Source organism: Sphingomonas sp. Mn802worker, from assembly GCF_000382485.1.
Classification (GTDB): Bacteria; Pseudomonadota; Alphaproteobacteria; order Sphingomonadales; family Sphingomonadaceae; genus Sphingomonas.
Window position 1 is genome coordinate 98,187 of record NZ_AORY01000002.1, and the last position, 24,202, is coordinate 122,388.

29 protein-coding genes are annotated in these 24,202 nt (G+C 67.8%); 17 read left to right on the forward strand and 12 right to left on the reverse strand.

Going from position 1 to position 24,202, the window contains the following annotated elements; translation table 11 throughout:
• The first annotated feature begins 48 nt into the window (after positions 1 to 48).
• Genes SMN802W_RS18870 through SMN802W_RS0102255 form a run of 6 tightly spaced genes read left to right on the forward strand, consistent with a single transcriptional unit; the run spans position 49 to position 5,063 of the window.
• The gene (locus tag SMN802W_RS18870; protein WP_338010587.1) at positions 49 to 585 is read left to right on the forward strand and encodes a lycopene cyclase family protein; all 537 of its coding nucleotides are present in this window, start codon (positions 49 to 51) and stop codon (positions 583 to 585) included.
• Positions 585 to 1,217 (forward strand): lycopene beta-cyclase CrtY, encoded by a 633-nt coding sequence (gene crtY / locus SMN802W_RS18875; RefSeq protein ID WP_338010588.1) that lies wholly within the window; start codon positions 585 to 587, stop codon positions 1,215 to 1,217. The genes SMN802W_RS18870 and crtY overlap by 1 nt, the downstream gene beginning before the upstream one ends.
• Positions 1,214 to 2,707 (forward strand): phytoene desaturase, encoded by a 1,494-nt coding sequence (locus tag SMN802W_RS0102240; protein ID WP_019515258.1) that lies wholly within the window; start codon positions 1,214 to 1,216, stop codon positions 2,705 to 2,707. Before crtY ends, SMN802W_RS0102240 begins: the two co-directional genes overlap by 4 nt.
• A 52-nt stretch (positions 2,708 to 2,759) precedes the next feature.
• On the forward strand, positions 2,760 to 3,341 hold the full coding sequence (locus SMN802W_RS0102245) for a TIGR00730 family Rossman fold protein (protein WP_019515259.1): 582 nt from the start codon (positions 2,760 to 2,762) through the stop codon (positions 3,339 to 3,341).
• A complete protein-coding gene (locus tag SMN802W_RS0102250) occupies positions 3,338 to 4,294 on the forward strand; it encodes a phytoene/squalene synthase family protein (RefSeq protein WP_019515260.1) in 957 nt (318 codons plus the stop codon). Before SMN802W_RS0102245 ends, SMN802W_RS0102250 begins: the two co-directional genes overlap by 4 nt.
• Before the next feature lie 52 nt (positions 4,295 to 4,346).
• Positions 4,347 to 5,063, forward strand: coding sequence for a DUF2334 domain-containing protein (locus tag SMN802W_RS0102255; protein WP_019515261.1), 717 nt, complete (start codon positions 4,347 to 4,349; stop codon positions 5,061 to 5,063).
• Here SMN802W_RS0102255 and SMN802W_RS0102260 read toward each other — a convergent pair.
• The 9 genes from SMN802W_RS0102260 to pyrE all read right to left on the reverse strand — a co-directional run bounded on the left by SMN802W_RS0102260 (position 5,042) and on the right by pyrE (position 12,174).
• Positions 5,042 to 6,229, reverse strand: coding sequence for a glycosyltransferase (locus SMN802W_RS0102260; RefSeq protein ID WP_019515262.1), 1,188 nt, complete (start codon positions 6,227 to 6,229; stop codon positions 5,042 to 5,044). The genes SMN802W_RS0102255 and SMN802W_RS0102260 overlap by 22 nt on opposite strands.
• 4 nt (positions 6,230 to 6,233) lie before the next feature.
• Positions 6,234 to 6,758: a DUF2141 domain-containing protein gene (locus SMN802W_RS0102265; protein ID WP_019515263.1), complete on the reverse strand. Its 525-nt coding sequence runs from the start codon at positions 6,756 to 6,758 to the stop codon at positions 6,234 to 6,236.
• Positions 6,728 to 7,693 carry a hypothetical protein gene (locus SMN802W_RS0102270; protein ID WP_019515264.1) on the reverse strand — a complete coding sequence of 322 codons (966 nt, stop codon included), beginning with the start codon at positions 7,691 to 7,693 and terminating at the stop codon, positions 6,728 to 6,730. The genes SMN802W_RS0102265 and SMN802W_RS0102270 overlap by 31 nt, the downstream gene beginning before the upstream one ends.
• Before the next feature lie 82 nt (positions 7,694 to 7,775).
• Positions 7,776 to 8,417, reverse strand: a complete 642-nt coding sequence (gene maiA / locus SMN802W_RS18670) for a maleylacetoacetate isomerase (protein WP_019515265.1) — start codon at positions 8,415 to 8,417, stop codon at positions 7,776 to 7,778.
• Complete coding sequence (locus SMN802W_RS18675; RefSeq protein ID WP_019515266.1) at positions 8,414 to 9,475, reverse strand: AI-2E family transporter; 1,062 nt, start codon at positions 9,473 to 9,475, stop codon at positions 8,414 to 8,416. The genes maiA and SMN802W_RS18675 overlap by 4 nt, the downstream gene beginning before the upstream one ends.
• Entirely contained in the window at positions 9,472 to 10,422 is a 951-nt protein-coding gene (lepB, locus tag SMN802W_RS0102285) for a signal peptidase I (RefSeq protein WP_019515267.1), read from the reverse strand. The genes SMN802W_RS18675 and lepB overlap by 4 nt, the downstream gene beginning before the upstream one ends.
• Positions 10,423 to 10,429: 7 nt before the next feature.
• Positions 10,430 to 10,834 (reverse strand): holo-ACP synthase, encoded by a 405-nt coding sequence (acpS, locus tag SMN802W_RS0102290; RefSeq protein ID WP_019515268.1) that lies wholly within the window; start codon positions 10,832 to 10,834, stop codon positions 10,430 to 10,432.
• 10 nt (positions 10,835 to 10,844) lie between these two features.
• Positions 10,845 to 11,588 (reverse strand): pyridoxine 5'-phosphate synthase, encoded by a 744-nt coding sequence (locus tag SMN802W_RS0102295; RefSeq protein WP_019515269.1) that lies wholly within the window; start codon positions 11,586 to 11,588, stop codon positions 10,845 to 10,847.
• 1 nt (position 11,589) lies between these two features.
• Positions 11,590 to 12,174, reverse strand: a complete 585-nt coding sequence (pyrE, locus tag SMN802W_RS0102300; RefSeq protein WP_026325650.1) for an orotate phosphoribosyltransferase — start codon at positions 12,172 to 12,174, stop codon at positions 11,590 to 11,592.
• Positions 12,175 to 12,389: 215 nt separating this feature from the next.
• Between pyrE and coxB the strand changes: the two genes are divergently transcribed.
• The 11 genes from coxB (at position 12,390) to SMN802W_RS0102355 (ending at position 22,552) form a co-directional block, all read left to right on the forward strand.
• Positions 12,390 to 13,592: a cytochrome c oxidase subunit II gene (coxB, locus tag SMN802W_RS0102305; RefSeq protein WP_019515271.1), complete on the forward strand. Its 1,203-nt coding sequence runs from the start codon at positions 12,390 to 12,392 to the stop codon at positions 13,590 to 13,592.
• 2 nt (positions 13,593 to 13,594) lie between these two features.
• On the forward strand, positions 13,595 to 15,262 hold the full coding sequence (ctaD, locus tag SMN802W_RS0102310) for a cytochrome c oxidase subunit I (protein ID WP_019515272.1): 1,668 nt from the start codon (positions 13,595 to 13,597) through the stop codon (positions 15,260 to 15,262).
• A gap of 147 nt (positions 15,263 to 15,409) precedes the next feature.
• Positions 15,410 to 15,955: a L,D-transpeptidase family protein gene (locus SMN802W_RS0102315; protein WP_019515273.1), complete on the forward strand. Its 546-nt coding sequence runs from the start codon at positions 15,410 to 15,412 to the stop codon at positions 15,953 to 15,955.
• 57 nt (positions 15,956 to 16,012) lie between these two features.
• Positions 16,013 to 16,984, forward strand: coding sequence for an alpha/beta fold hydrolase (locus SMN802W_RS0102320; protein ID WP_037523029.1), 972 nt, complete (start codon positions 16,013 to 16,015; stop codon positions 16,982 to 16,984).
• Between the two features lie 62 nt (positions 16,985 to 17,046).
• On the forward strand, positions 17,047 to 17,940 hold the full coding sequence (locus tag SMN802W_RS0102325) for a heme o synthase (RefSeq protein ID WP_019515275.1): 894 nt from the start codon (positions 17,047 to 17,049) through the stop codon (positions 17,938 to 17,940).
• On the forward strand, positions 17,940 to 18,074 hold the full coding sequence (locus SMN802W_RS18790) for a hypothetical protein (RefSeq protein WP_019515276.1): 135 nt from the start codon (positions 17,940 to 17,942) through the stop codon (positions 18,072 to 18,074). Before SMN802W_RS0102325 ends, SMN802W_RS18790 begins: the two co-directional genes overlap by 1 nt.
• The gene (locus SMN802W_RS0102335) at positions 18,074 to 18,622 is read left to right on the forward strand and encodes a cytochrome c oxidase assembly protein (protein ID WP_019515277.1); all 549 of its coding nucleotides are present in this window, start codon (positions 18,074 to 18,076) and stop codon (positions 18,620 to 18,622) included. Before SMN802W_RS18790 ends, SMN802W_RS0102335 begins: the two co-directional genes overlap by 1 nt.
• A 34-nt stretch (positions 18,623 to 18,656) precedes the next feature.
• The gene (locus tag SMN802W_RS0102340) at positions 18,657 to 19,568 is read left to right on the forward strand and encodes a cytochrome c oxidase subunit 3 (RefSeq protein WP_019515278.1); all 912 of its coding nucleotides are present in this window, start codon (positions 18,657 to 18,659) and stop codon (positions 19,566 to 19,568) included.
• A gap of 100 nt (positions 19,569 to 19,668) precedes the next feature.
• Positions 19,669 to 20,277, forward strand: a complete 609-nt coding sequence (locus tag SMN802W_RS0102345) for an SURF1 family cytochrome oxidase biogenesis protein (protein ID WP_026325653.1) — start codon at positions 19,669 to 19,671, stop codon at positions 20,275 to 20,277.
• A 17-nt stretch (positions 20,278 to 20,294) separates the two neighbouring features.
• The gene (thrC, locus tag SMN802W_RS0102350; protein WP_019515280.1) at positions 20,295 to 21,686 is read left to right on the forward strand and encodes a threonine synthase; all 1,392 of its coding nucleotides are present in this window, start codon (positions 20,295 to 20,297) and stop codon (positions 21,684 to 21,686) included.
• Positions 21,683 to 22,552, forward strand: a complete 870-nt coding sequence (locus tag SMN802W_RS0102355; RefSeq protein ID WP_019515281.1) for a class I SAM-dependent methyltransferase — start codon at positions 21,683 to 21,685, stop codon at positions 22,550 to 22,552. The genes thrC and SMN802W_RS0102355 overlap by 4 nt, the downstream gene beginning before the upstream one ends.
• Positions 22,553 to 22,576: 24 nt before the next feature.
• Here SMN802W_RS0102355 and SMN802W_RS0102360 read toward each other — a convergent pair whose 3' ends face one another.
• The 3 genes from SMN802W_RS0102360 to SMN802W_RS0102370 are packed head-to-tail and all read right to left on the reverse strand — an operon-like array spanning position 22,577 to position 24,197.
• Positions 22,577 to 23,212: a heme exporter protein CcmB gene (locus SMN802W_RS0102360; protein ID WP_019515282.1), complete on the reverse strand. Its 636-nt coding sequence runs from the start codon at positions 23,210 to 23,212 to the stop codon at positions 22,577 to 22,579.
• Positions 23,209 to 23,790: a heme ABC exporter ATP-binding protein CcmA gene (gene ccmA / locus SMN802W_RS0102365; protein WP_019515283.1), complete on the reverse strand. Its 582-nt coding sequence runs from the start codon at positions 23,788 to 23,790 to the stop codon at positions 23,209 to 23,211. The genes SMN802W_RS0102360 and ccmA overlap by 4 nt, the downstream gene beginning before the upstream one ends.
• Positions 23,787 to 24,197, reverse strand: a complete 411-nt coding sequence (locus tag SMN802W_RS0102370) for a metallopeptidase family protein (RefSeq protein ID WP_026325654.1) — start codon at positions 24,195 to 24,197, stop codon at positions 23,787 to 23,789. Before SMN802W_RS0102370 ends, ccmA begins: the two co-directional genes overlap by 4 nt.
• Positions 24,198 to 24,202 lie beyond the last annotated feature (5 nt).

A 24,202-nucleotide genomic window follows, 5' to 3' on the forward strand; every position in this document is an offset into this window, starting at 1 on the left:
CACGCTGGACCTTCCCGCTTCGCCGGCGATCGGCTAGGCCGGACGGCAATGCCCTCCACCATCCTATGCGATGTCGCGATCGTCGGCGGCGGGCTTGCGGGTTCGCTCACTGCGCTGGCGCTTCACGCACGCCGGCCCGACCTCGACGTGCGCGTGATTGAGGGCGGCACCGCGTTCGGCGGGCATCACCTATGGTCGTTCTTCGGCGCCGATGTGATGAAGGCGCACCGCCCGCTGATCGCACCGATCGTCGCGCATGCCTGGCCTGATTACGACGTCCGCTTTCCCGCGCACGCACGCACGCTGGCGCAGCCTTATTACACCGTCCGCTCCGAGCGGCTCAATGCGCACATCCGCGCGACCTTGCCCGCGCTCGCGCTGATGACCGAGCGCAAGGTGCTTGCGTGCAGCACGACCGCGGTCGTGATGGCGGACGGCGACCGCGTCGAGGCGCGCGGCGTGATAGACGCGCGCGGCGCAGGCGACCTCTCCACGCTCGAATGCGGCTGGCAGAAATTCGTCGGGCAGGAGTTGCGCGTCGCGCCGAGCGGGGGGCCGGCCACGGCGTCGCGCGTCCGGTGGTGATGGACGCGACGGTCGACCAGCACGACGGTTACCGCTTCGTCTACCTGCTGCCCTTTTCCGCCGACACGCTGCTGGTCGAGGACACCTATTACAGCGACACGCCCGAGCTCGACCGCGCTGCCTTGCGCGACCGGATCGGCGATTACGCGCGCACCGCTGGTTGGGGCGTGCACTCGGTCGAACGCGAAGAGCAGGGCGTGCTCGCGGTCGTGCTCGGCGGTGACTTCGATGCCTATTGGCGCTCGACCGGCAAGGTCGCGAAGGCGGGCGTGCGTGCCGGGCTGTTCCACCCGACAACGGGTTATTCGTTCCCCGATGCGGTCCGGTTCGCGCACCTGATCGCGGACGCGAACGACCTTTCGGGCGCTGCGCTCCATGATCTGACCCACGCGCACGCCGCGCGCACCTGGGCGGAGCGCAAATTCTACCGCATGCTCGACCTGATGCTGTTCAAGGCAGCCGAGCCGGCGGAGCGTTACCGCGTACTAGAACGTTTCTATACCTTACGTCCCGGACTGGTATCGCGTTTCTACGCAGCCCGTTCGACGACGCTCGACAAGATGCGTGTGCTTGCCGGCCGTCCGCCGGTGCCGATCGGGCGCGCGATCCAAGCTTTGAAGGATGCATCATGACGCGTGCAGTGGTGATCGGCGCAGGGTTCGGTGGGCTCGCCCTCGCGATCCGGCTCCAGTCCGCCGGGACCCAGACGACGATCCTCGAGTCGCGCGACAAGCCCGGCGGCCGCGCTTATTATTGGGAGCGTGACGGCTTCACCTTCGACGCCGGGCCCACGGTGATCACCGATCCTGCTTGTCTGGAGGAACTGTGGAACCTGTCGGGCAACCGCATGGCCGACGATGTCGTGCTGGAGGCGGTGCAGCCCTTCTACCGGCTCCACTGGCCCGACAGCACCACCTTCGACTACACCAACAACGACGAGGTGCTGCGCGCCGAGATCGCCAAGCTCAATCCGGCCGACGTTGCGGGCTACGGCCGCTTTCTCGATTATTCCGCCGGCGTCTACCGCGAGGGCTATGAGAAGCTCGGCCACGTCGCCTTTCTCGACTTCGCCTCGATGGTGAAGGCCGCGCCCGCGCTCGCCAAATACCAGGCGTGGCGCTCGGTTTATTCGATCGTGTCGAAGTTCGTTCAAAGCGAGAAGCTCAGGCAGGCGCTCAGTTTCCACACCTTGCTGGTCGGCGGCAATCCGATGACCACCAGCGCGATCTACGCGCTGATCCACAAGCTGGAGCGCGACGGCGGCGTATGGTTCGCACAGGGCGGCACCAACCGCCTCGTCGCCGGCATGGTCGCGCTGTTCGAGCGGCTGGGCGGCACGATCCGCTTGGGCGATCCGGTGTCGAAGATCGAGACGCTGGGCGACCGCGTGACCGCGGTGGAGACCGCGGGCGGGTACCGGCAAGAAGTCGACCAGATCGCCGCCAACGCCGACATCATGCACGTCTACCGCGACCTCCTGCCCGATTCGGGCGCGGCACGGCGGACCGCGGAGAAGCTGGAGCGCAAACGCTACTCGCCGTCGCTGTTCGTGGTCCATTTCGGCGTGACCGGCACATGGCCCGGCATCCCGCACCACATGATCCTGTTCGGCCCGCGCTATAAGGGGCTGCTCGACGACATCTACGAGCATGGCGTGCTGAGCGAGGACTTCTCGCTTTACCTCCACCACCCGACCGTCACCGACCCGAGTCTGGCGCCCGAGGGTCACTCGACCTTCTATGCGCTGGCGCCGGTGCCGCACATGGGCAAGTTCACCGGCGACTGGGAAACGGTCAAGCCGATCCTGGAGAAGCGCATCCTCGACGAGGTCGGACGCCGGCTGATCCCCGACATCCATTCGCGCATCGTCACCAAGTTCAGCTACGCGCCGACCGATTTCCAGCACGACCTCCACGCGCATCTGGGCAGCGCCTTCTCGCTCGAGCCCGTTCTGACGCAGAGCGCCTATTTCCGCGTCCACAACCGCGACGATGCGATCTCGAACCTGTTCTTCACCGGCGCGGGCACGCACCCGGGTGCAGGAATCCCAGGCGTGGTCGGCAGCGCAAAGGCGACCGCGGCGCTGATGCTGGAGGGGTTCCGCGCGCCGGTCGCGGCGTGATCGCCTCGCCTGATGGTTGTCGACCCGCCCCGCTTGGCCTAGCGGAGCGGGCATGAAGCGTCTTGCCGTCTATTGTGGTTCCGCCACGCCCGCCGATCCGTCCTACATCGACCTCGCACGTGAGGTTGGCGAGGGACTGGCCAAGCGCGGCATCGGCCTCGTCTATGGCGGCGGACGTCTAGGGTTGATGGGGGCGGTCGCTGATGGCGCGCTGTCGGCAGGCGGCGAGGTAATCGGCATCATTCCGCAGGCGTTGGTCGATGCCGAGGTCGCGCACCGCGGGCTGACCGAGTTGCACGTCGTCACTGGCATGCACGAGCGCAAGCGCGCCTTCACCGACCTGTCGGACGGCTTCGTCACGCTGCCGGGCGGCACCGGCACGATGGACGAATTATGGGAAGCGCTCAGCTGGGCGCAGCTCGGCTACCACGCCGATCCCGTCGGGCTGCTGAACGCGAACGGCTATTACGACCACCTGATCGCCTTCTGGGAAAAGATGGGAGAGGTCGGCTTTCTACGCGCGCAGCACCGCGACCTGCTGATCGTCGCCGACACGTTCGACGCGCTGCTCGACGCAATGGCGGATCATCGTCCGACGCAGCCGATCGTGCGGATGGCGGCACAGGACCTTTGAGCGCACACGCCGCTCCGCTTCCATCACGCGACGCGATCGTCGCCGCGGCCGAGGAGTCGATCGCGCGCGGATCGAAGAGCTTCGGCGCCGCCTCACGCCTGTTCGACCCCGAGACACGTGAGCGCGCCTGGCTACTCTACGCCTGGTGCCGCCGCTGCGACGACATCGTCGACGGGCAGGATCACGGCCACGGTATGCGCCGCGTGGCCGACGCGGAGGCACGCGTCGCAGAGGTGCGCCGGCTGACCGATCGCGCGCTCGACGGCGAGGTGATCGGCGATCCCGCGTTCGACGCGCTCCGCATCGTCGCCGCCGAGGTCGGTCTGCCGCGCAGGCTCGCCCACGACCTGATCGACGGCTTTCAGCTCGACGCGGAGGAGTGGCGGCCGCGCAGCGAGGCCGATCTGTACCGCTACTGCTACCATGTCGCCGGTGCGGTCGGATGCATGATGGCACTGGTCATGGGAGTGTCGCCCGACGACGAGGCGACGCTCGATCGCGCCTGCGACCTGGGCCTCGCGTTCCAGCTCGCCAACATCGCGCGCGACGTGGAGGAGGATGACCGCGCCGGGCGCTGCTATTTGCCCGACGAGTGGCTGGCGGAGATGGACATTCCGCCGGGCCAGCACATGAAGCCGCCGTTCCGCGACCGGCTGGTCGTGCTCGCGCGCCGGCTCGCCACCCGCGCCGAGGCGCACGAGGCGAGCGCGCGCGTCGGTACCAAGGCGCTGTCGCGGCGATCGGCCTGGGCGGTGCTGGCGGCGGCGGGCATCTACGGCGACATCGCGCGCAAGGTGGCGCGGCGCGGCCCCGCGGCGTGGGACCACCGCGTCACCACGAGCAAGTGGGAGAAGCTCGCATGGATCGCGCGCAGCTGGCTCGCGGCGCGCGGGCGCATGGCGATCCCCGACACGCCGCGCCCGTCCGAGTTGTGGACGCGCCCGCGTCGCTGATCCCCACGCACGCTGCTGCACGTTGCACCGCAATCGGCTACAGCGGCCCACAATGAAACGCCTGCTCGCCTCGATCCATGACGTCTCGCCCCGCTTCGAGCGCGAGGTCGATCTGTTGCTCGCGCACCTGGCGCCGCACGTCGGTGAGCGGCTGGCGATGCTGGTCGTGCCCGATCACTGGGGCGACGCGCTGCTGACCCCGGCGTTCAAGGCGCGGCTGCGCGACTGGTCGGACCGCGGCATCGAGATGTTCGTCCACGGCTGGTTCCATCGCGACACCAGCGACCACGCCGGCGCCGCCGCGTTCAAGGCGCGACACATGACCGCAGGCGAGGGCGAGTTCCTCGGGCTCGACCACGATGAGGCGTTGGCGCGAATGCTGCGTGGCAAGGGGCTGGTCGAGGATACGATCGGGCGCGCGGCAGCCGGGTTCATCGCGCCGGCGTGGCTTTATTCCGACGACGCACGCCGCGCGCTCGGCGACGCTGGCTTCGCACTGGCGGAGGATCACGCGCGGGTGTGGCAACCGACCGGGCAGGTGCTCACGCGCGGGCCCGTCATCACCTGGGCCAGCCGCTCGCGTCCGCGCCAGCTAAGTTCGCTCGCCGCCGCCGCGCTTCTGCGCCGGGTGCTGCAGCCCGCGCGCACCGTCCGCGTCGCAGTTCACCCAGGCGACACGCGCGTACCCGCCTTGATGCGCAGCATCACCCGGACGCTCGACGCCTTCCGCAATCACGCACCTGCCGCCTACGCTGACTTGAGCGCCTGACCGTCGCGCTCGGCGATGCGCTGCGCGTAGAAGCTTACCAAGTCGGCGGCATGCTGCTCGTCCGATCGCACCAGCGCACCGGCCGCCTTCGCCGCGTCGCGTAGCGCGGCCTGGTCGCGCGACAACAGGCGCAGGATCGCCGCCGCGCAGTCGTAGGCGTCACCGGCTCGGTACGTTTCGGCATAATCCGGCCGCGCGACCTCGAACGCCCCGCCCTCGTCGGGAACGATGAGCGGCATGCCGCTCGCCAGCGCCTCGGATGCGACCAGCCCGAACGTCTCGTTCGACGCACCGTGGATGAACGCGTCGGCGCTCGCCATGAAGCGCGCCAGCTGCGGTCGGTCGTAGACCGGGCGATACAGGCGGATGTGCGGGCTGCGTCCGATATGACGTTCGAGCGCGGCGGTGTTGGGTCCCTGCCCCAGCATCATCATGCCGACGGGCGCGCGCGCGCCCGCGCGCTGCACCGCGTCGATTACGGTCGGCCAGCGTTTCTCGGGATGGTGGCGCCCGACCGCGAGCAGCAGGTGTGCGTCGGGCGGCAGCCCGCATTCCGCCAGCATCGAGGCGCGCAGAGCCTCATCGCGCAGCGCGGGCGAGAAGCGCGCGCGGTCGATACCGAGCGGAAACGCCGCATCGACGCGGACGCCGCGCGCGCGGTAGCGCTTGAACAGCACCGGCCCGTTGGTGACCACCGTGTCGTAGCGCGCGAAACAGCGATCGAGGTAACGGTTATACCAGTCGAACGCGCGCTCGACCCGCTCGGGCGAGACGATGCGTCCGAACCAGCGCTTGGGATAAGCGTCGAGATTGTCGTTGTGAAGGAACCAGCTCTTCAATGCCGGCCCCTGCCAGTCGGCGACGATCCCGGCCGAACGCCAAGGCGAGCAATTCTCGACCACGTCGGGCTGCAGGTCGTCGAGCAGCGCGTGGATCGGCGCCGCGTCCCAGAACAGCCCGTAATTGCGGTCGATCGGGATCGTCGGCGACTTGACGTAGATAACGCGGCCGCCGCCCGGTCGCTCCTCGACCCGTGTCGTGCGGCCCGGCGCGATCACGATCAGCTCGTGGCCCTGACGCGCCATGATCGACAGCTTGGCATCGACATAGCTCCTCACCCCCCCGCCGGTCGGCGAGTAGAGCTCGTTCACCTCGACGATACGCATGAACCTAGAACCCGAAACCGCCCAGTCCGCGCAGATATTGTGCGCGAATAACGGTCTGCGTCACCCCCGGTCCAACCTGGATCAGCGCGTCGGAGAGTTTCGGGCGCGAGCGACCGATCTTGCGATTGCCCGGAAAGCCGGCGCCGTCGCTCCAAAAATCGAACTTGCGCTTGCCGTCGCGGTCGTGGCCGAAGAACAGCGCGTAGCGGCCCGGGCGGGGTACGCGGATGCACATGCGCGCGACGTTGCCGGCGGGGGCGGGCACGGTGATGCGGCGAAACACCTTGCCCGCGGCAAGCAGCTTCTTATCGTCCTCCAGGAAATCGGCCTCGTTGGCGGGGTACAACTCGAGCTTGATCGTGCCGCGCGCGTCCTTCACGCCGGTAATCGTCGCCAGGATCGCCGGCCCCTGCCCGCCGCTGCACGCTGCGGCATCCTGCCCGAGCACCTGCGCGCCCGCCGGCACGGCGGCGAGCGTCGCAATCGCTGCCAGGATGCTTAGGCGAACATCTGCCCCGAACTTCGCCATGCCTTCAGCCTTTCCCACACGAACCCGGCGCCGAAGACGCCGGTGACGACGATATGCGCCAGCAATGTTGACGCCGCGGTGAACGCCATCAAGTCCGACAATGCCCGATCATGCCCGATGACCAGGATCGCAAACGTGGCGAACAGCAGGTCTTTGTTGGGCAAAAACGGCAGACGCGAGACCAGCAGCCGCCCTGCCATCAGGAACACCCACATGAACACGGACGCGCTCGGCATCGCGAAATGCCACGCCACCGCCAGCGCCAGGCTGCTGATCGCGATCCGGTACATCGTCCAGCGGTAGATCCACCATAATTGCCGACGCGCGAGCGAGAAGACGATCGGCGACAGGAACAACACCGCGCCGACCACCACGCCGGTCAACGCCAGCGACCACAGCATCGCGTGCAGCACCGGCGGATCGATCAACTTATAGCCGAGCGGCAGCGCCACCGCGCCGAGCAGGATCGCGGCGGTATTGCCCGCCAGTCCCGACAGGATGCTGACGTCCTTCACGGCGCCGAACGGTGCGGTTACCATGTTCAATCGCGTCCGCGCCCAGGCGTAGAAATACGCGTCGCCGGTTACGCCGATCAGCAGGTCGTTGGCGACGCGTTTCAGGTTCAGCGCGCCGAACGCATTCGCCGGCACGTGCCACAGACGGCGGAAGATCAGGAAATCGACCACCGGCGTCGTGAAATAGGACAGGAGGAACAGCAGGTAGAACCATCCGCTGCGCGGCACCGCTCGGGTCAGGCCACGAAGTCCGTGGTCGAGCAGTTCCTGCGCCAGTCCCAGCAGCATCACGCCCGTAAGCGCCGTCGCCAGCACACGCGGCCAGCGCGGCCGGCTCCGGCGGATCGGTTCCAGCGCGCTCAGACGCACCTCTTCCGGCGACGAGTAACCGGCATCATCGTGCGTCGCTCCAGCGGTCATCGCCCCGCGCCCTTATATGTACCCGGTGGCACCGTCATCACTTGACCATTGAACGCATGCGAGATGGCGCGACGCAAGCCGCTCAGTTCGGCCGCACGCAATCGGGGTGCGCCGCCGCTACCTCGGGCAGCGCCGCCATCGCCGCGTCGGCCGCGCACAACCGCGGCATGTCATTGATCGGTACCCCGAACCGGCGCGCATTGTAGAGCTGCGGCACCAGGCACAGGTCGGCGATGTCGGGTGCCTTCCCGCCCAGGAACGGCCCCTCCGGCGTGTCCGCCGCCATCACCTCCAGCGCGGTCAACCCCTCGACCACCCAGTGGCGGTACCATGCGTCGCGTGCGCCTTGATCGGCGCAGAACTGCTGCTCCAGCCTTTTCAGCACGCGAAGATTGTTGATCGGGTGGATGTCTGCAGCGACCACCAATGCGCGCGCCAACTGGCCCGATCGGACGAACGGATCGCCCGACACCATCGCCGGTTCGGGGAAGGTCGCGTCGAGCCAGTCGACGATCGCGAGGCTTTGCGTCAGCGCGCGGCCGTAGACCACGAGCGTCGGCACCAATCCCTGCGGATTGATCGCGCGATTGTCCGCCGCCGTCTGGGCCCCCTCCAGCAGGTTCACCGCAACCGATGTATAGCGCACCCGTTTCAGGTTCAGGCAGATACGCACGCGGTAGGCCGCCGACGAACGCCAGTAATCGTGCAGGACGATGTCGCTCACTGGGCTCCCTCGGCCTTTTCCGACCGCCGCTCCATCGCCGCCTTGATCATCGCAGTCATCGGATCGGCGAGCGCCAGGCCGATGATTCCGAACAGCGCGCTTGCCAGTATCTGCGCGCCGAGCGTCAGCGCGGGCGGCAGATCGACCGTCCGCTTCGCGACCATCGGGATCACGACATAGCCGTCGATGACCTGCACCGCGATGTAGATCAGGATCGCGAGCACGCCGGTGTGCACGCCGGCAGAGAAACCGACCGCGATCGTCATAGCGCCCGACACGAACGCGCCGACGTTGGGGATAAAGGCGAGCAGGCCGGTCAAGATACCCAGGATCAGCGCCATCGGCACCCCGGCCATCCATAATGCGGCGCCGACGAACGCGCCCTCGAACGCCATCCCCAGCAGCCGCCCGGCAAGCAGGCGGCGCAGCGTGCGCGCCATCCGCTGCGTCACCACCGCCACCTCAGCGCGGTTTTCCTCCGGAACCATCCACTGGAACCCGCGATCGTAGACGCGCGGATCGATCGCGACGAACAGCCCGATCACGAAGATCATGAACATCGTCGTCAGCGCGCCGAACGCGGTGCCGACCCATTCGGTCACGCGCCCGACCGACCCGAGCGCCTGCCGCGCGATCCCGTTCAGGTCGGACGCGCCGGGCATCATCCCCTTCGACGACAGCCACCCCGTCAGACGCACAACCTGCGTTTCCACGGTGGAGCGCAACTGCATCACCTGCGCGGTGATCTGCACGCCCGCGAGATAAAAGGTGCCGACAAGGAAGCCGAGCGTCAGCAGGCAGACGATCAGCAGCCGCCACCCGCGCGAGATCGGCAGCACCCGCCCGAGCAGCCGCACCCCGCCGTCGAGCAGTGCGGCGAACACCAGCCCGGCGAAGATGACGAGCAGCGGCTGCACCAGCAACACCACCAGCGCGATCGCGCCGGCGAGGCCGAGCCACACCGCCGCCCGCTTGATCTCGGCACGCGTCGCCGGGTCACGCACCTCGTGCGGGCTCGCGCCCTCGACCACGGTCACCCGGTCGTCTTGATTGCTCATTGCGTGCGCTCCGGATGCAGCGAGGTGCCCGCGCGACCAGCCCGCAGCGCAGACCACCAGGTCAGCGGGTTGAGCGTCGCACGGCCGTCGACCGAGAAGGTGATGAACTCCGCACGCCCGCCCAGATTCTCGACCGGTACCGGTCCGCCCAGCCCATGCTCGAACCCGCCCAGCGCGAAGCGGCTGTCGGCCGAACGATCGCGGTTGTCGCCCATCAGGAACACGCGACTCGCGGGTACGCGGACCGGCCCGTAATCGTCACCGGGCGAATCGGGCTGCAGGTCGACCGTGTCGTAGCGGCGCCCGTTCGGCAGCGTCTCGGTTACGATCGGCAGATGGCAGACGGTGCGCCCGTCAGCGAGCACCCGGCGCGCGCCCGGATATTGCAGCGGATCGCAGGTCGCATTGGCATCTACGGCCAAGTCGCGGAAGTGCAGCGGTCCGCGCGGCACCGCGACACCGTTCAGGAACACCACGCCGCCCCGAACCTCCAGCGTATCGCCGGGCAGGCCGATCACGCGCTTGATGTAGTCGCTTGACGATCCCGGCGGGGTCACGATCACCACGTCGCCGCGCTCGGGCAGGCTGCCCCAAATGCGACCGGGGATGAAGGGCAGCTGCACCGACCAGCTCTCGACCGGTTTGTGCAGCACCAGATCGCCGACGATCGCGAACGGATCGGGGATCGTCGGCGACACGAACGACCAGCCATAGGCGAATTTAGACACCACCAGCCGGTCGCCGACCATCAGCCCCGGCAGCATCGATTCGCTTGGGATATAGAACGGCTTGGCAATGAACGAGTGGAAGCCGAGCACGGCGAGCACCAGCCAGAACAGCCCCTTCGCCTCGCTCCACCAATCGAAGCCGGCGCGCGCGGCCGGCTCCTTCCCCTTGGAGGCCGTGTCGGGGTGACCGCTTGAAGGGAGCGTGAGGTCGTCGGCCACGTGCAGCTTATCCGATGGGTAACGCTTCGATGATCACGAAAGCCTGCGCCCAAGGATGATCGTCGGTCAAGGTCAGATGGATGCGCGCCTCATATCCTGCCGGCACCATCGCGTCGAGCCGCGCCTTCGCGCCGCCGGTCAGCGCCAGCGTCGGCGCGCCAGACGTTGCGTTGACGACGCCGATGTCGCGCATGAACACGCCTGCCCTGAACCCGGTGCCGACCGCCTTGGAGAACGCCTCCTTCGCCGCGAACCGCTTGGCGAGCGTGCCCGCGCGCGTGAACGGGCGTTTTGCCGCCTTGGCACGCTCGACCTCGGTGAAGACGCGGCGCTCGAACCGCTCGCCGAAGCGGTCGAGCGATACCTGGATCCGCTCGATGTTGCACAGGTCGGAACCCAATCCGATGATCACGCGCGCGCCCTCACCGTACTGCCGCCATCTCGGCCTTCATGCGCCGGACGCTCTCGTACAGTCCGACGAAGATCGCCTCGCCGATCAGGAAGTGGCCGATGTTGAGCTCGACGACCTGCGGGATGGCGGCGATCGGCTGGACGTTGTCGAACGTCAGGCCATGCCCCGCGTGCACCTCGATGCCGTTCTTCGCGGCAAGCGCGGCGGCGTCGCCCAGGCGGCGTAGCTCGTCGCTACGCGCTTCGCCCTCGCACTCGGCGTAGCGGCCGGTGTGAAGCTCGACCACCGGCGCGCCGAGCGACACCGCGGCGGCGACCTGCTCCGCCGATGGTTCGATGAACAAGGACACGCGCACGTCCGCGCCGCGCAGTTCGCGCACCATCGGCGCCAGAACGTTGTGCTGCCCCGCCGCGTCCAGACCGCCCTCGGTGGTGCGCTCCTCGCGTTTCTCGGGTACGATGCAGGCGGCGTGCGGACGATGGCTGAGCGCGATGCCGAGCATCTCCTCGGTCGCCGCCATCTCAAGATTGAGCGGGATCGGCCGCTCCATCGTGGCGAGCTCGTCCACCAGCCGAGCGATATCGCGGTCGGTGATGTGGCGGCGGTCCTCGCGCAGATGGGCGGTGATGCCGTCCGCGCCCGCCGACACCGCGAGCAGCGCGGCACGCACCGGATCGGGCACCGCACCGCCGCGTGCGTTGCGCACCGTCGCGACATGGTCGATGTTGACGCCCAGACGCAGCGGCTGCGCCATCTCAGGCCGCCGCCCGGCTGCCGGGCTTGATCGCCGGGATGCTTGCGAGTTCCGGCGGCAGCGCGTCGGCGGCGTAACTCGGCACGTCGAGTTTCAGCAGCGGGAAGAACGGCACGCCGATGTCGGCGCTGCCGTTCGAGCGGTCGACCAACGCCGCGCCCGCGATCACGCGCCCACCCGCCGCCTCAATCGCCTTGATCGCCTCGCGCGAGGAAAGCCCGGTGGTGACGACATCCTCCATCATCAGCACCTCTTGGCCCGGCTCCAGCCGAAAGCCGCGGCGCAACTCGAAGGTGCCCGTGGGCCGCTCGACGAACATCGCCTCGACGCCCAGCGCCCGCGCCATCTCGTAACCGACGATCACGCCACCCATCGCGGGCGCGACCACCGCGCTGATCCGTCCGCGCAGGTCGGTCGGGATCGTCCGCGCCAGCGCCTCGCACAATCGCTGGGCGCGGCGGGGGTCCATCAGCACGCGCGCGCATTGCAGATAACGCGGGCTGCGCAGCCCCGACGACAGGATGAAGTGCCCTTCCAGCAGCGCGTCGGCAGCACGGAACTCGGCCAGCACCTCGTCCTCGGTCATCGCGCGCACTCCTGATCACTGTCGGCCCTGTCAGGCTTGCGCAGATACGGTTGCGCCCGCCGTGGCGCAACGCGGTGTCAGCGCAAAAAATTCGCGCAATCGCGCCCTCTTGAGGCAAAAGGGGGTGCCGCGTATAGGCGGAGGAGATGGGCGACAATGCCCGCCAGGTCTGGGGGGGCACTCCCGTGCCGCGACGCAGGGGTGATGGAAGCACGATGAACCGCTTGAAGACGATGATCTTGGCAGGCGGCCTCGCGCTCGCCGGCCTCGCGATGGGCGGAGGCGCCCACGCCCAGACGCCCCCGGCCGCGCCCGAGATCAAGACCGCGCAGCCCGGCGTGCCGAGCGCGCTCGAACCTGCCAACGCCGCCGATCCGGCCGCGCCGAAGATGAGCGCCGCGACCCCTGCCAAGCTCAACGAGAAGGCGCCCGCCGCACTTGAGCTGGCACAGGACGGTGCGCCGACGATGAGCGCGAAGCCGATGATCGGGCAGCCGACCGACGGGCTGATGCGCATCCAGCCGCAGGTGACCAAGAACGGCCTGCGCGCGCACTGGTTTCATGATCGCATCCTGTTCCCGCTGATCACGGTCACGTCACTATTCGTGCTGCTGCTGCTGGTGCTGGTGATCGTCCGCTTCCGCGCCGCGCGTAACCCGGTCCCGTCGAAGACCAGCCACAACACCTTCATAGAGGTGGTGTGGACGCTTGCCCCCGTGCTGATCCTGGTGGCGATCGCAGTGCCCTCGATCGGGCTGTTGCAAGCGCAGTTCAAGCCCGCGCCCGCGGGTGCGATCACGCTGAAGGCGATCGGCAACCAGTGGTTCTGGAGCTACCAATATCCCGACAACGGCGGGATCGAGATCACCGCCAACCTGCTCAAGGAAAAGTCGGATGTCGCGCCGGGCGAGCGCTACCGCACCGATGCCGATGGTCCGCGCCTGCTCGCGGTCGACAACCGGGTCGTGCTGCCGGTCGGCGTGCCGATCCGCCTGATCACCACCGCCAACGACGTGATCCACAGCTGGGCGATGCCCGCGTTCTGGATCAAGCTCGACGCGATCCCCGGCCGTTTGAACGAGACGAGCTTCACCATCGACAAGCCCGGCCTCTATTTCGGCCAGTGCTCCGAACTGTGCGGCGCGCGTCACGCCTATATGCCGATCGCGGTCGAGGCGGTTTCGCCGGCCGAGTTTGCGCGCTGGGTGCGCGCCAAGGGCGGCACGATGCCGACGCCGGGCAAGGCGTCGGACGCGGTCATCCCGCAGCCGGGCTCGGACAATTCGGCCAGCGTCGCCAGCGAGGCGGCGATCGTCGACAACCTGACCGGCCCGACCGAGAACGGCACCGCCACTCCTTCCGTCATCCCGCAGGGCGCGACCGGTAACCCCGGCGGCGTCGGCGAAGCTGGACGCTGACCATGACCGACACCGCTCTCCACCCATCCGCCTTTCAGGCGCATGACGCGCATCATCACGACGCGCACGCCGACCATCTGCCCGGCTTCTTCGCGCGGTGGTTCATGTCGACGAACCACAAGGACATCGGCACCCTTTACCTGATCTTCGCGATCGTGGCCGGCATCATCGGCGGCGCGATTTCGGGTCTGATGCGCGCCGAACTGATGCACCCGGGCATCCAGTATCTGCCCAAGTGGGTCGCGATGCTGCACGGCGGTCAGGAGCAGACGTTCGACCAGGCGCTGCACCTGTGGAACGTGCTGGTGACCGCGCACGGTCTGATCATGGTGTTCTTCATGGTCATGCCGGCGATGATCGGCGGGTTCGGCAACTGGTTCGTGCCGATCATGATCGGTGCACCCGACATGGCGTTCCCGCGCATGAACAACGTCAGCTTCTGGCTGCTCGTCCCGGCGTTCCTGCTGCTGCTCGCCTCGCCGTTCTTCGGTGGTGCCGGCACCGGCTGGACCGTCTATGCGCCGCTCTCCACCTATGGTGAGCCGGGGCCGAGCGTGGACATGGCGATCCTGTCGCTCCACCTGGCGGGCGCGAGCTCGATCTTGGGCGCGATCAACTTTATCACCACGATCTTCAACATGCGCGCGCCGGGCATGACGCTGCACAAGATGCCGCTGTTCGCCTGGGCCGTGCTCGTCACCGCGTTCCTGCTGCTGCTGGCGCTGCCGGTGCTCGCGGCCGCAATTACGATGCTGCTGACCGACCGTAACTTCGGCACCACCTTCTACGATCCGGCGGGCGGCGGCGATCCGGTGCTGTACCAGCACCTGTTCTGGTTCTTCGGCCATCCAGAAGTGTACATCATGATCCTGCCGGGCTTCGGCATCATCAGCCACATCGTCGCGACGTTCAGCCGCAAGCCCGTCTTCGGCTATCTCGGCATGGCCTACGCGATGGTCGCGATCGGTGTGGTCGGCTTCGTCGTGTGGGCGCACCACATGTTCACGACCGGTCTTTCCGTGAACGTGAAGATGTACTTCACCGCCGCGACGATGGTGATCGCGGTGCCGACCGGCATCAAGATCTTCTCGTGGATCGCGACGATGTGGGGCGGTTCGCTTCGCTTCCCGACGCCAATGGTCTGGGCGATCGGCTTCATCTTCATGTTCACGGTCGGCGGCGTGACCGGCGTCGTGCTCGCCAATGGCGGCGTCGACGATTACATGCAGGACACCTATTACGTCGTGGCGCACTTCCACTACGTGCTCTCGCTCGGCGCGGTGTTCTCGCTGTTCGCGGGCTTCTACTACTGGTTCCCCAAGATGTCGGGGAAGATGTACTCCGAACTGCTCGGCCAGCTGCACTTCTGGGTCTTCTTCGTCGGCGTAAACGTCATGTTCTTCCCGATGCACTTCCTGGGTCTGCAGGGCATGCCGCGCCGCTACCCCGACTATCCGGACGGTTTCGCGCACTGGAACCAGGTTGCCTCGATCGGCTACATGATCATGGCGGCGGGCATGGCGATCTTCTTCGTCAACATCATCTGGTCGCTGATCGCGGGCAAGAAGGCGCCCGACAACCCTTGGGGCGAGGGTGCCACCACGCTCGAGTGGACGCTGTCAAGCCCGCCGCCGTTCCACCAGTTCGAGACGCTGCCCAAGATCGACTGATCAGCCGCAATCGACCAACCTCCACGACGCCCCGGCCGCAAACCGGGGCGTTTTTCTTTGTCTTAACGGCCATACCGATCGTCCCGGCACGAGACGTGGCAAAAGCGCCACTGGAACGACGCGGGGGATCACGCGATCTTGGTCTCCATGATCCGCGCTCTGCTGTCCCATCTCCTGCTCGCCGGCGTGCTTGCCGGCATGCCCGTTACCGCTGCCGAGGCGCGGCGCATCCCGACCCCCGCCGGCGGACCCGACGTGCACACCGTGCTCGATGTCGGCCGTCCGCTGGAGCCGGGCGACTATGTCTGGGACGATGACGGCGCACCTGCCGGTCCGACCCACGTCGTCGTCGATACCGAACGGCGGCAACTCTACGTCTATCGCGGCGGGGTCGAGATCGGCCGATCGTTCGCGGTCTCCGGCCCGCCCGAGATGCCGACCCCGCTCGGCCGCTTTCCGATCCTGGAAAAGGACGCCGACAAATACTCGCGCAGCTACGATGCACCGATGCCCTATTCGCTCCGCCTGACGCGCAGCTATGTCGCGATCCACGGCAGCAAGGTCGAGTGGAACTGGGTCACGCACGGCTGCATCGGCGTGCCGCTGCCGTTCGCGCGCATCCTGTTCCGCAACGTCCGCGTCGGTGACGACGTGCTCGTCACGCGCCATTGGCTTCCCGCCGCCTACGATTGACGCGGCCGCGCGCTCCCTTCACCCTCGCCGACAGGATTGAGGATGACGAGGGGCATGATGCCGGATTTTCGCATGATCGACACCGGCGGTGCGCGGCTTCGCGTGGCGATCGAGGGTAATGGTCCGTTGATCGTCATGGTTCACGGCTTTCCCGAGAGCTGGTATTCGTGGCGGCACCAGTTGCCGGTGCTGGCCGACGCGGGCTTCACCGCCGCGGCGATCGACGTGCGCGGCTATGGCGGGTCGGAGAAGCCGGACGACGTGTCGGACTATGCGATGGAGGCGCTGACCGCCGATGTCGCGGGCGTCGCCGACGCGTTGCAGCCGGGCGCGCCTGCAATTCTGCTCGGCCACGACTGGGGCGCGCCGATCGTCTGGAACACGATCCTGTCCCGGCCCGAACGCTTCCGCGCGGTGGCGGCCCTGTCAGTCCCGTTCCTCGGCGTTGCCAAGCGGCCATTCAACGAGACATTCCGCCGCGCCTTCACCGACAAGGGCCGCTTCTTCTACCAGCACTGGTTCGCCGCGGTCGGCCCGGCCGAAGCGGAAGCGGAACGCGACGTGCGCGATTTCCTGCGCAAATTCTATTACGCGATCTCGGGCGACGCACCGCTTGGCACCTGGCCCGACAAGCCCGCCGGCGCGACGCTGCTCGACGGCATGGTCGATCCCGGCACCTTCCCCGCGTGGCTGAGCGACGCCGATCTCGACTATTACGTCGGTGAATTCGAGTCGTCGGGCTTCTTCGGACCGCTCAGCCGCTACCGCAACCACGAGCGCGACTGGGCATGGCAGCAGCCATTCAAGGATCGCCGGATCGAGGCGCCCGCCTTGTTCATCGGCGGCAGCAAGGATCCCGCAACCACCGCGTTCGGCGCACTGACCGATCCGATCGCGGCGATGCGCCCGCACGTGCCTCAGGTCGAGGGTCACATCCTCGATGGCGTCGGCCACTGGACACAGCAGGAGCGACCCGGAGAGGTCAACTGCCTGCTGCTCGACTGGCTCGCGCGGCTGCCACGCGGCTGATCGGACACGCGAAACGCGGCCTTTCGCGCGCACCCCGCGACGGGTATAGCGCTCCCCTTGCGATGACTACCGCCGCCCCCCTGCTGCCGCCTGCCGACTGGCGCGACTTCCTGGCGCTGACCAAGCCCCGGGTGATGACGCTGGTCGTCTTCACCGGATTGTGCGGCATGCTGGCAGCCCCGCGCGCGATCGCGCCTGTGCTCGCGTTCACCGCGATCCTGTGCATCGCCCTCGGCGCTGGTGCGGCGGGCGCGCTTAACCAATGGTATGAGGCCGACCTCGATGCGGTGATGAAGCGCACCGCCAAGCGTCCGCTGCCCGCAGGCCGGATGGACCGGCAATCGGCGCTGCATTTCGGCGTCGCGCTCGCCGCTTTCTCGGTCATCCTGATGGGTCTGGCGGTCAACATGGCCGCGGCGGCGATCCTGACCGTGTCGATCCTGTTCTACGTGCTGATCTACACCGTGTGGCTGAAACGGCGCACGCCGCAGAACATCGTCATCGGCGGCGCGGCGGGCGCGTTTCCGCCGCTGATCGGCTGGGCAGCGGCAACAGGACAGGTCGCGGTGCTGCCGATGCTGCTGTTCGCGCTCGTGTTCCTGTGGACGCCGCCACACTTCTGGGCGCTCGCGCTGTTCATCGAGTCCGATTACGCCAAGGCGGGCGTGCCGATGCTGCCCGTCGTCGCGGGCGAGCGGGTGACGCGGCAACAGATCGGGCTGTACACGATCCCTATGGCGGTGGTGGCGGTCGCGCCCTGGCCGCTCGGGCTGACCGGCGCCTTCTACGGCGCGGCCTCAATCGTCCTGACCACGATCTTCGCGGCACTGGCGGCGCGGGTGACGTTCGGGCAGCATACGCCCGGCATGAAGCCGGAGAAGCGCTTGTTCGCTTACTCCATCATCTATCTCTTCGTTATTTTCGGCGCGCTGGTCGTCGATCGGTGGCTGGCATGATGAACGACGAACAGGATGTGATCCAGCGGCGGCAGAAGGCGCGCGCGATCGTGATGGCGGTGCTGCTGCTCGCCTTCGTGGCGCTGGTGTTCTTCATCACGATCGCCAAGATCAAGGAAGGAATGGCGCACTGATGGCCGGGCCGCGCATCGATCGGCGTCTGCGTACCGCGCTGCTGGCCGTACTGGGCGTGTGCTGCATGACCGGCGTCGCCTTCGCCAGCGTGCCGCTCTACCGCCTGTTCTGCCAGGCTACGGGCTTGAACGGCACCACCAACCGCGCGCTCGCAGCGCCCGGCGGCGTTCACCGTTCGATCCGTATCGCGTTCGACGCCAACACCAGCCCCAAGCTGCCGTGGCGCTTCACCCCCGAGCAGGAGGAGCAGGATGTCGACATCGGCGCGCGCGACATGGCGTTCTTTCAGGCCACCAACCGCGGCGCACAGGCGATCACCGGCACCGCGACCTACAATGTGACGCCGGCGGTCGCGGGTAAGTATTTCACCAAGATCCAGTGCTTCTGCTTCACGCAGCAGACGCTGAAGCCTGGCGAGACGCAGCGGATGCCGGTGATCTACTTCGTCGATCCGAAAATCCTGACCGATCCCGATACCAGGGACGTGGAGACGATCACGCTATCGTACACGTTTTACCCGGTGGATTCTGCCAAAACCTCGGGTTAAGGCGTAGGGAAACGCCTTCAGGGGGATGCCACGCATGGCCGGCGCGAAGAACCACGATTACCATATCCTTCCACCCAGCCCATGGCCGCTCATCGGATCGATGATGGCGTTCGTCATGGCGGCGGGCGGCATCATGTACATGCACAAGGCGGTCGGCGGCGGTTGGGTGTTCCTGATCGGCCTCGCCGGGGTGCTCGGCACGATGTGGGGCTGGTGGCACCAGGTGATCCGCGAGGCGCACGCGGGCGATCATACCCCCGTGGTCCAGCTCCATTTCCGCTACGGCATGATCCTGTTCATCGCCTCCGAGGTGATGTTCTTCGTCGGCTGGTTCTGGGCCTATTTCGACTTCGCGCTGTTCCCGACCGCGATGAGCTTCGTCGACGGGCAGGTCGAACGCGCAACCGAAGGCGCCGCGGCGATTGCGGCGCAGTGGCCGCCCAAGGGGCTGGAGGTCATCAACGCGTTCGAGCTCCCGCTGCTCAACACGCTGATCCTGCTGACCAGCGGCACGACCGTCACCTGGGCGCACCACGCGCTGATCCACAATCAGCGCGGCGGTGTGAAGCGCGGTTTCTGGGGTCTGCTGGGCGTCGGCGACCGCGACGGCGTACTCAAGGGCCTGTGGCTGACGGTGGCGCTCGGCCTACTGTTCAGCTCGATCCAGGCATATGAGTACATGCACGCGCCGTTCCCGTTCAAGGGCATCAACTACGGTGCATCGTTCTTCATGGCGACCGGGTTCCACGGCTTCCACGTGCTGGTCGGTACGATCTTCCTGATCGTCTGCCTGATCCGCGCCTACAAGGGCGACTTCACGCCCAAGCAGCATTTCGGCTTCGAGGCCGCGGCCTGGTACTGGCATTTCGTCGATGTGGTGTGGTTGTTCCTCTTCGTCACGATCTACGTCTGGGGCGGTTGGGGCGCGCCGGTTCACGGCGGCTGATCGTCTCGACGCGAAGGTGTCTCATGGGCGCGGTCCGGATGCGGACCGCGCCCTTCTTCTTTGCGCGACGGCGCGCGCGGCGCGCGGTAAGGTAGCGGCGATGAAGCGTTTTCCGGTCGTCCCCACCATCATCGTCGCGCTCGCAGTGTGCGGCATGATCGCGCTCGGCATCTGGCAGATCGCGGTCCGTCTGCCCGAGAAGGAAGCCTATCTGGCGCAATTGGCGCGCAACCCCGCGAAGCCGATCGTCGCCTTTCCGCTCCACCCCGACGATCAGTTGCTGTTCCGCCGCACCGCGACCACCTGCCATCCGCCTGTTTCGATCGCGCGGGCGGGCGCGGGCAATGCCGGGTTCCGGCTGATCGCGACCTGCGCGGGCACCGACGTCAAGGTGCAGCTCGGCACCACGCGCGACCCGAATGCCCGCGTGGCGTGGGACGGCGGCATCGTGACCGGTTTCGTCAGCCACGCGCCTGATGCACGACCGCTGATCGCAGGATTGTTCAGCCACGTGCCGCAAGTGATGCTGCTCGTCGCCGATCGACCCGCCGCGGGGCTCAACGCCAACGCGCGTCCCGATATCGGCTCGGTTCCCAACAACCACCTGGCTTACGGCGTGCAGTGGTTCCTGTTCGCCGGGGTGGCCGCCATCATCTACGCGGTCGCCGTGATCCGGCGGCGGGCGCCGGTTGCAGGCGCGGAGCAGTAAGGCTACCCCGCCCGGCCATGCGCTACGTCAGCACGCGCGGCACTGCGGCCGCACTCGATTTTCGTGAGGTTACGCTCGCCGGGCTGGCCAGCGATGGTGGCCTCTACGTTCCCGAGGCGTGGCCGACGCTGACCCGCGATGAGATCGCCGCGATGGCGGGCATGTCCTACGTCGACACCGCAGTGACCGTCATGGCGCCGTTTGTCGGCGAGACGATGACGCGCGACGAGCTACGCGCGCTGTGCGAGCAGGCATACGGCCGCTTCTCGCACGCCGCGGTCACGCCGCTGCTGCAGCTCGACCACGATCAATGGCTGCTGGAGCTGTTCCACGGCCCGACGCTCGCGTTCAAGGATGTGGCGTTGCAGCTGCTCGGCCTGCTGTTCGAGCGCTTCCTGACCGGCAGCAGCGACCATCTGACGATTGTCGGCGCGACCAGCGGCGACACCGGTTCCGCCGCGATCGACGCGGTTGCGGGGCGCGCGGGCATCGACATCTTCATGCTCCACCCCGAAGGCCGCGTCAGCGACGTGCAGCGGCGGCAGATGACGACCGTTGGCGCGCCCAACGTCCACAACATCGCGATTCGCGGCGACTTCGACCAGGCGCAGGCGCTGGTGAAGGCGATGTTCAACGATCCCGCCTTCGCCGGCAGGTTCCGCCTGTCGGCGGTCAATTCGATCAACTGGGCCCGCTTGATGGCGCAGGTGGTCTATTACTTCTACGCCGCCGTGCGGCTCGGCGCGCCCGATCGCGCGATCGCGTTCAGCGTGCCGACCGGCAATTTCGGCGACGTCTTCGCCGGTTACGTTGCGGCTAAGATGGGCTTGCCGGTGGCGAAGCTGATCGTCGCGACCAACGTCAACGATATCCTCGCGCGTGCCTTGAACAGTGGCGATTATTCCAGCCGGCAGGTGGTGCAGACGCCGACGCCATCGATGGACATCCAGGTCTCGAGCAATTTCGAACGACTGCTGTTCGATCTCGGTCATCGCGACGGCCTCGCGCTTGCCGAGCAGATGCGCGGGTTCGAGGGCAGCCGAGCGATGCGGCTGACCAACGCGCAATCCGAGGGCGCCGCCGCGCTGTTCGCGGCCGAGCGGGTCGACCTCGACGACATGGCGCTGGCGATGCGCTGGGCGCACGAGCACGCGTGCCAAATGCTCGACCCGCACACCGCGATCGCGCTCGCCGCCGCGCAGCGTCACGCCGGCAAGACACCGATGGTGACGCTCGCCACCGCGCATCCGGCGAAGTTCGGCGATGCGGTGGAGCGCGCGACCGGCACGCGCCCGAGCCTGCCGTCACGCGTCGGCGACCTGTTCGAGCGCGAGGAACGCTACGACGTACTCGACGCCAGCTACGCTGCGGTCAGCGCGTACATCGCCGAGCGGGCAGTCGCGAGATGAAGCTCGACACGCTGATCGGCGAGCCCTGGGGCGATTACGGGCTGATCGACTCGGGGCATGGCCGAAAGCTCGAACGCTACGGCCGCTACCGCTTCATCCGCCCCGAACCGCAGGCTTTGTGGGCACCCGCTCACTCCGACTGGGACGCGCACGGCGAGTTCGTGCCGGGCAGCGACGAGGATGGCGGCGGGCAATGGCGCTTCGACAAGCGCGTGCCCGCCGACGGCTGGACGCTCGAGTGGCACGAGGCGCGCTTCACCGCGCAGACGACGCCGTTCCGCCATTTGGGCTTCTTCCCCGACATGGCCCCCGTGTGGGTGTGGATGCGCCAGCAGCTTGAGGGCGCGGACACGCCCGAATGCTTGAACTTGTTCGGCTATACCGGGGTCGGCACGCTGGCCTTGTCGTCGCTCGGCGCGCGGATGGTCCACGTCGATGCGTCAAAGAAGTCGGTCGAGGCGGCGCGCCACAATGCGGCATTGTCCGGCCTGTCCGACGCACCGACGCGCTGGATCATCGACGACGCGTCGAAGTTCATCGCGCGCGAGGTCAGACGCGGGCGCCGCTACGACGGGATCCTGCTCGACCCGCCCAAATACGGCCGCGGCCCGACCGGCGAGGTGTGGCGGCTGGAAGAGGACCTGCCGCGACTGATCGCCGACTGCCGCCGCTTGCTCGACGCCGAGTCGCGCTACCTGTTCCTGACCGTCTACGCGGTGCGCATGTCGGCGCTGGCGATCGGCGAGATGCTGCGGCAGGCGTTCGCCGACCTGTCCGGCACCGTCGAAGCGGGCGAGTTGGCGGTGCGCGAGGAGGCGCGCGGTCTGACGCTGCCGACAGCGATCTGGGCGCGCTGGAGCCGCTGAGGCACCCGGCCGCGAGCCGGTAAGTCACTCCATCGCGCTGCGCATCGCCGCACCCGCGACGAACGGCGCACCGGCGGCGAGCAGCAGGCTGGTCGCGGCGAGCAGCTTCAGTCCCCCTGCGCCGCCGGTGATGGCGCCCGCCCCGAAGATCAGCAACGGCACCGCGAGCGGCAGCATGACAAGCCCTGCGACCGCGCCCGCCCCGCGCGCGCCCGCCAGCAACGCCGCGGTCGCCACCGCCAGCGCCGCCAGCCCCGGCGTACCGAGCAGCAACCCCGCCTCCACCAGCAGCAGCGTCGGTGCCGACAGATCGAGCAACCCCGCTGCAATCACGCCGGCGAGCATCAACGGCGGCGCGAACGCGAGCCAGTGCGCGACCATCTTCGCCGCCGCCACCACCGCCATCGAAGCTCGGCGCACCGCCAATTGGTCAAGCACGCCTGCTTCAAGATCGGGTGCGACCAACCGCTCGACCGGCATCAGCGCCGCGAGCAGCGCGGCGGCCCAGATCACCCCGCCGCCGATCCGCGCCAGCAGCGCCGCGTCAGGTCCGATCGCGAACGGGAACAGGATCGCGACGAGCAGAAAGAACGCGACCACCAAGGTCGCTCCGCCGCCCGCGTAGCTCAATCGCACGTCGCGCCAGATCAGCGCGATCACAGCTGCACCTGCTGCACGTCATGCCATGCAAGCGGCTGGTGCGTCGCCGCAACCACGATCCCGCCGCGCGCACGATGCCGCGCAATCAGCGCCGCCAGCCGGTCTAGCGCCGCGGCGTCGAGCGCGTTCGCCGGCTCGTCGAGCAGCCACAATCTTGCCCCGCTCGCCACGACGCGCGCGAGCGCGGCACGTCGTCGCTGCCCCGCCGACAAGAGCCGCACGGGTACGTCGGCGAGGTCGCCGAGCGCCACGTCGTCGAGTGCCGCGGCAACGCGGGTGGCCGGATCGCTCCCGCCATCGAGCTGCGCCCAGAAACGTAGCGCCGCCTGCACCGTCGCGCCGCGATCGAGCGCGTGCGCCTCGTCCATCAACGCCACGCCACCTGCCGGCCACTTCACGGTGCCGCTCTCGATCCGCCCGATGCCGGCCAGCACACGCAACAGGCTCGACTTGCCGACGCCGTTCGGCCCCGTGACGATCACCGCGTCGCCCGGGCGGGCGGTGAAGCGGACGCCGTCGAACAATGTCCGCCCGCCGCGCGCCACCGCCAGGTCGGCGACGATCAGCGAGTCGTTCAATCCGACACCGCGTCTTCCAGCGCGTGCATGTCGTCATCGGAGAGACCAAAATGATGCCCGATCTCGTGTACCGTGACATGCGCGACCAGGTCGTCGAGCCGGACCCCCGTTTCGCACCATTCGGCGAGGATGGCCTGGCGATAGAGGTGAATGCGGTCGGGCAGCGCGCCACTTTCAAATGACGATTTCTCGCCAACCGGCCGCCCGACATAGACCCCGGTCAGGTCGAGCGGGTGGTCGAGCCCGACGCTTCGGAGCATCTCCGCATCGGCTTCTTCCTCGACCAGCAGCACGACGTCGCGCAGATGCTGCCGGAACGCCTCGGGCAATCGTGCGATCGTGGCGCGCGCATGTGCCTCGATCATATCGGCGGACGGTGCCGCGCCCAGAACCTCTTGCCGCTCCATCGCGC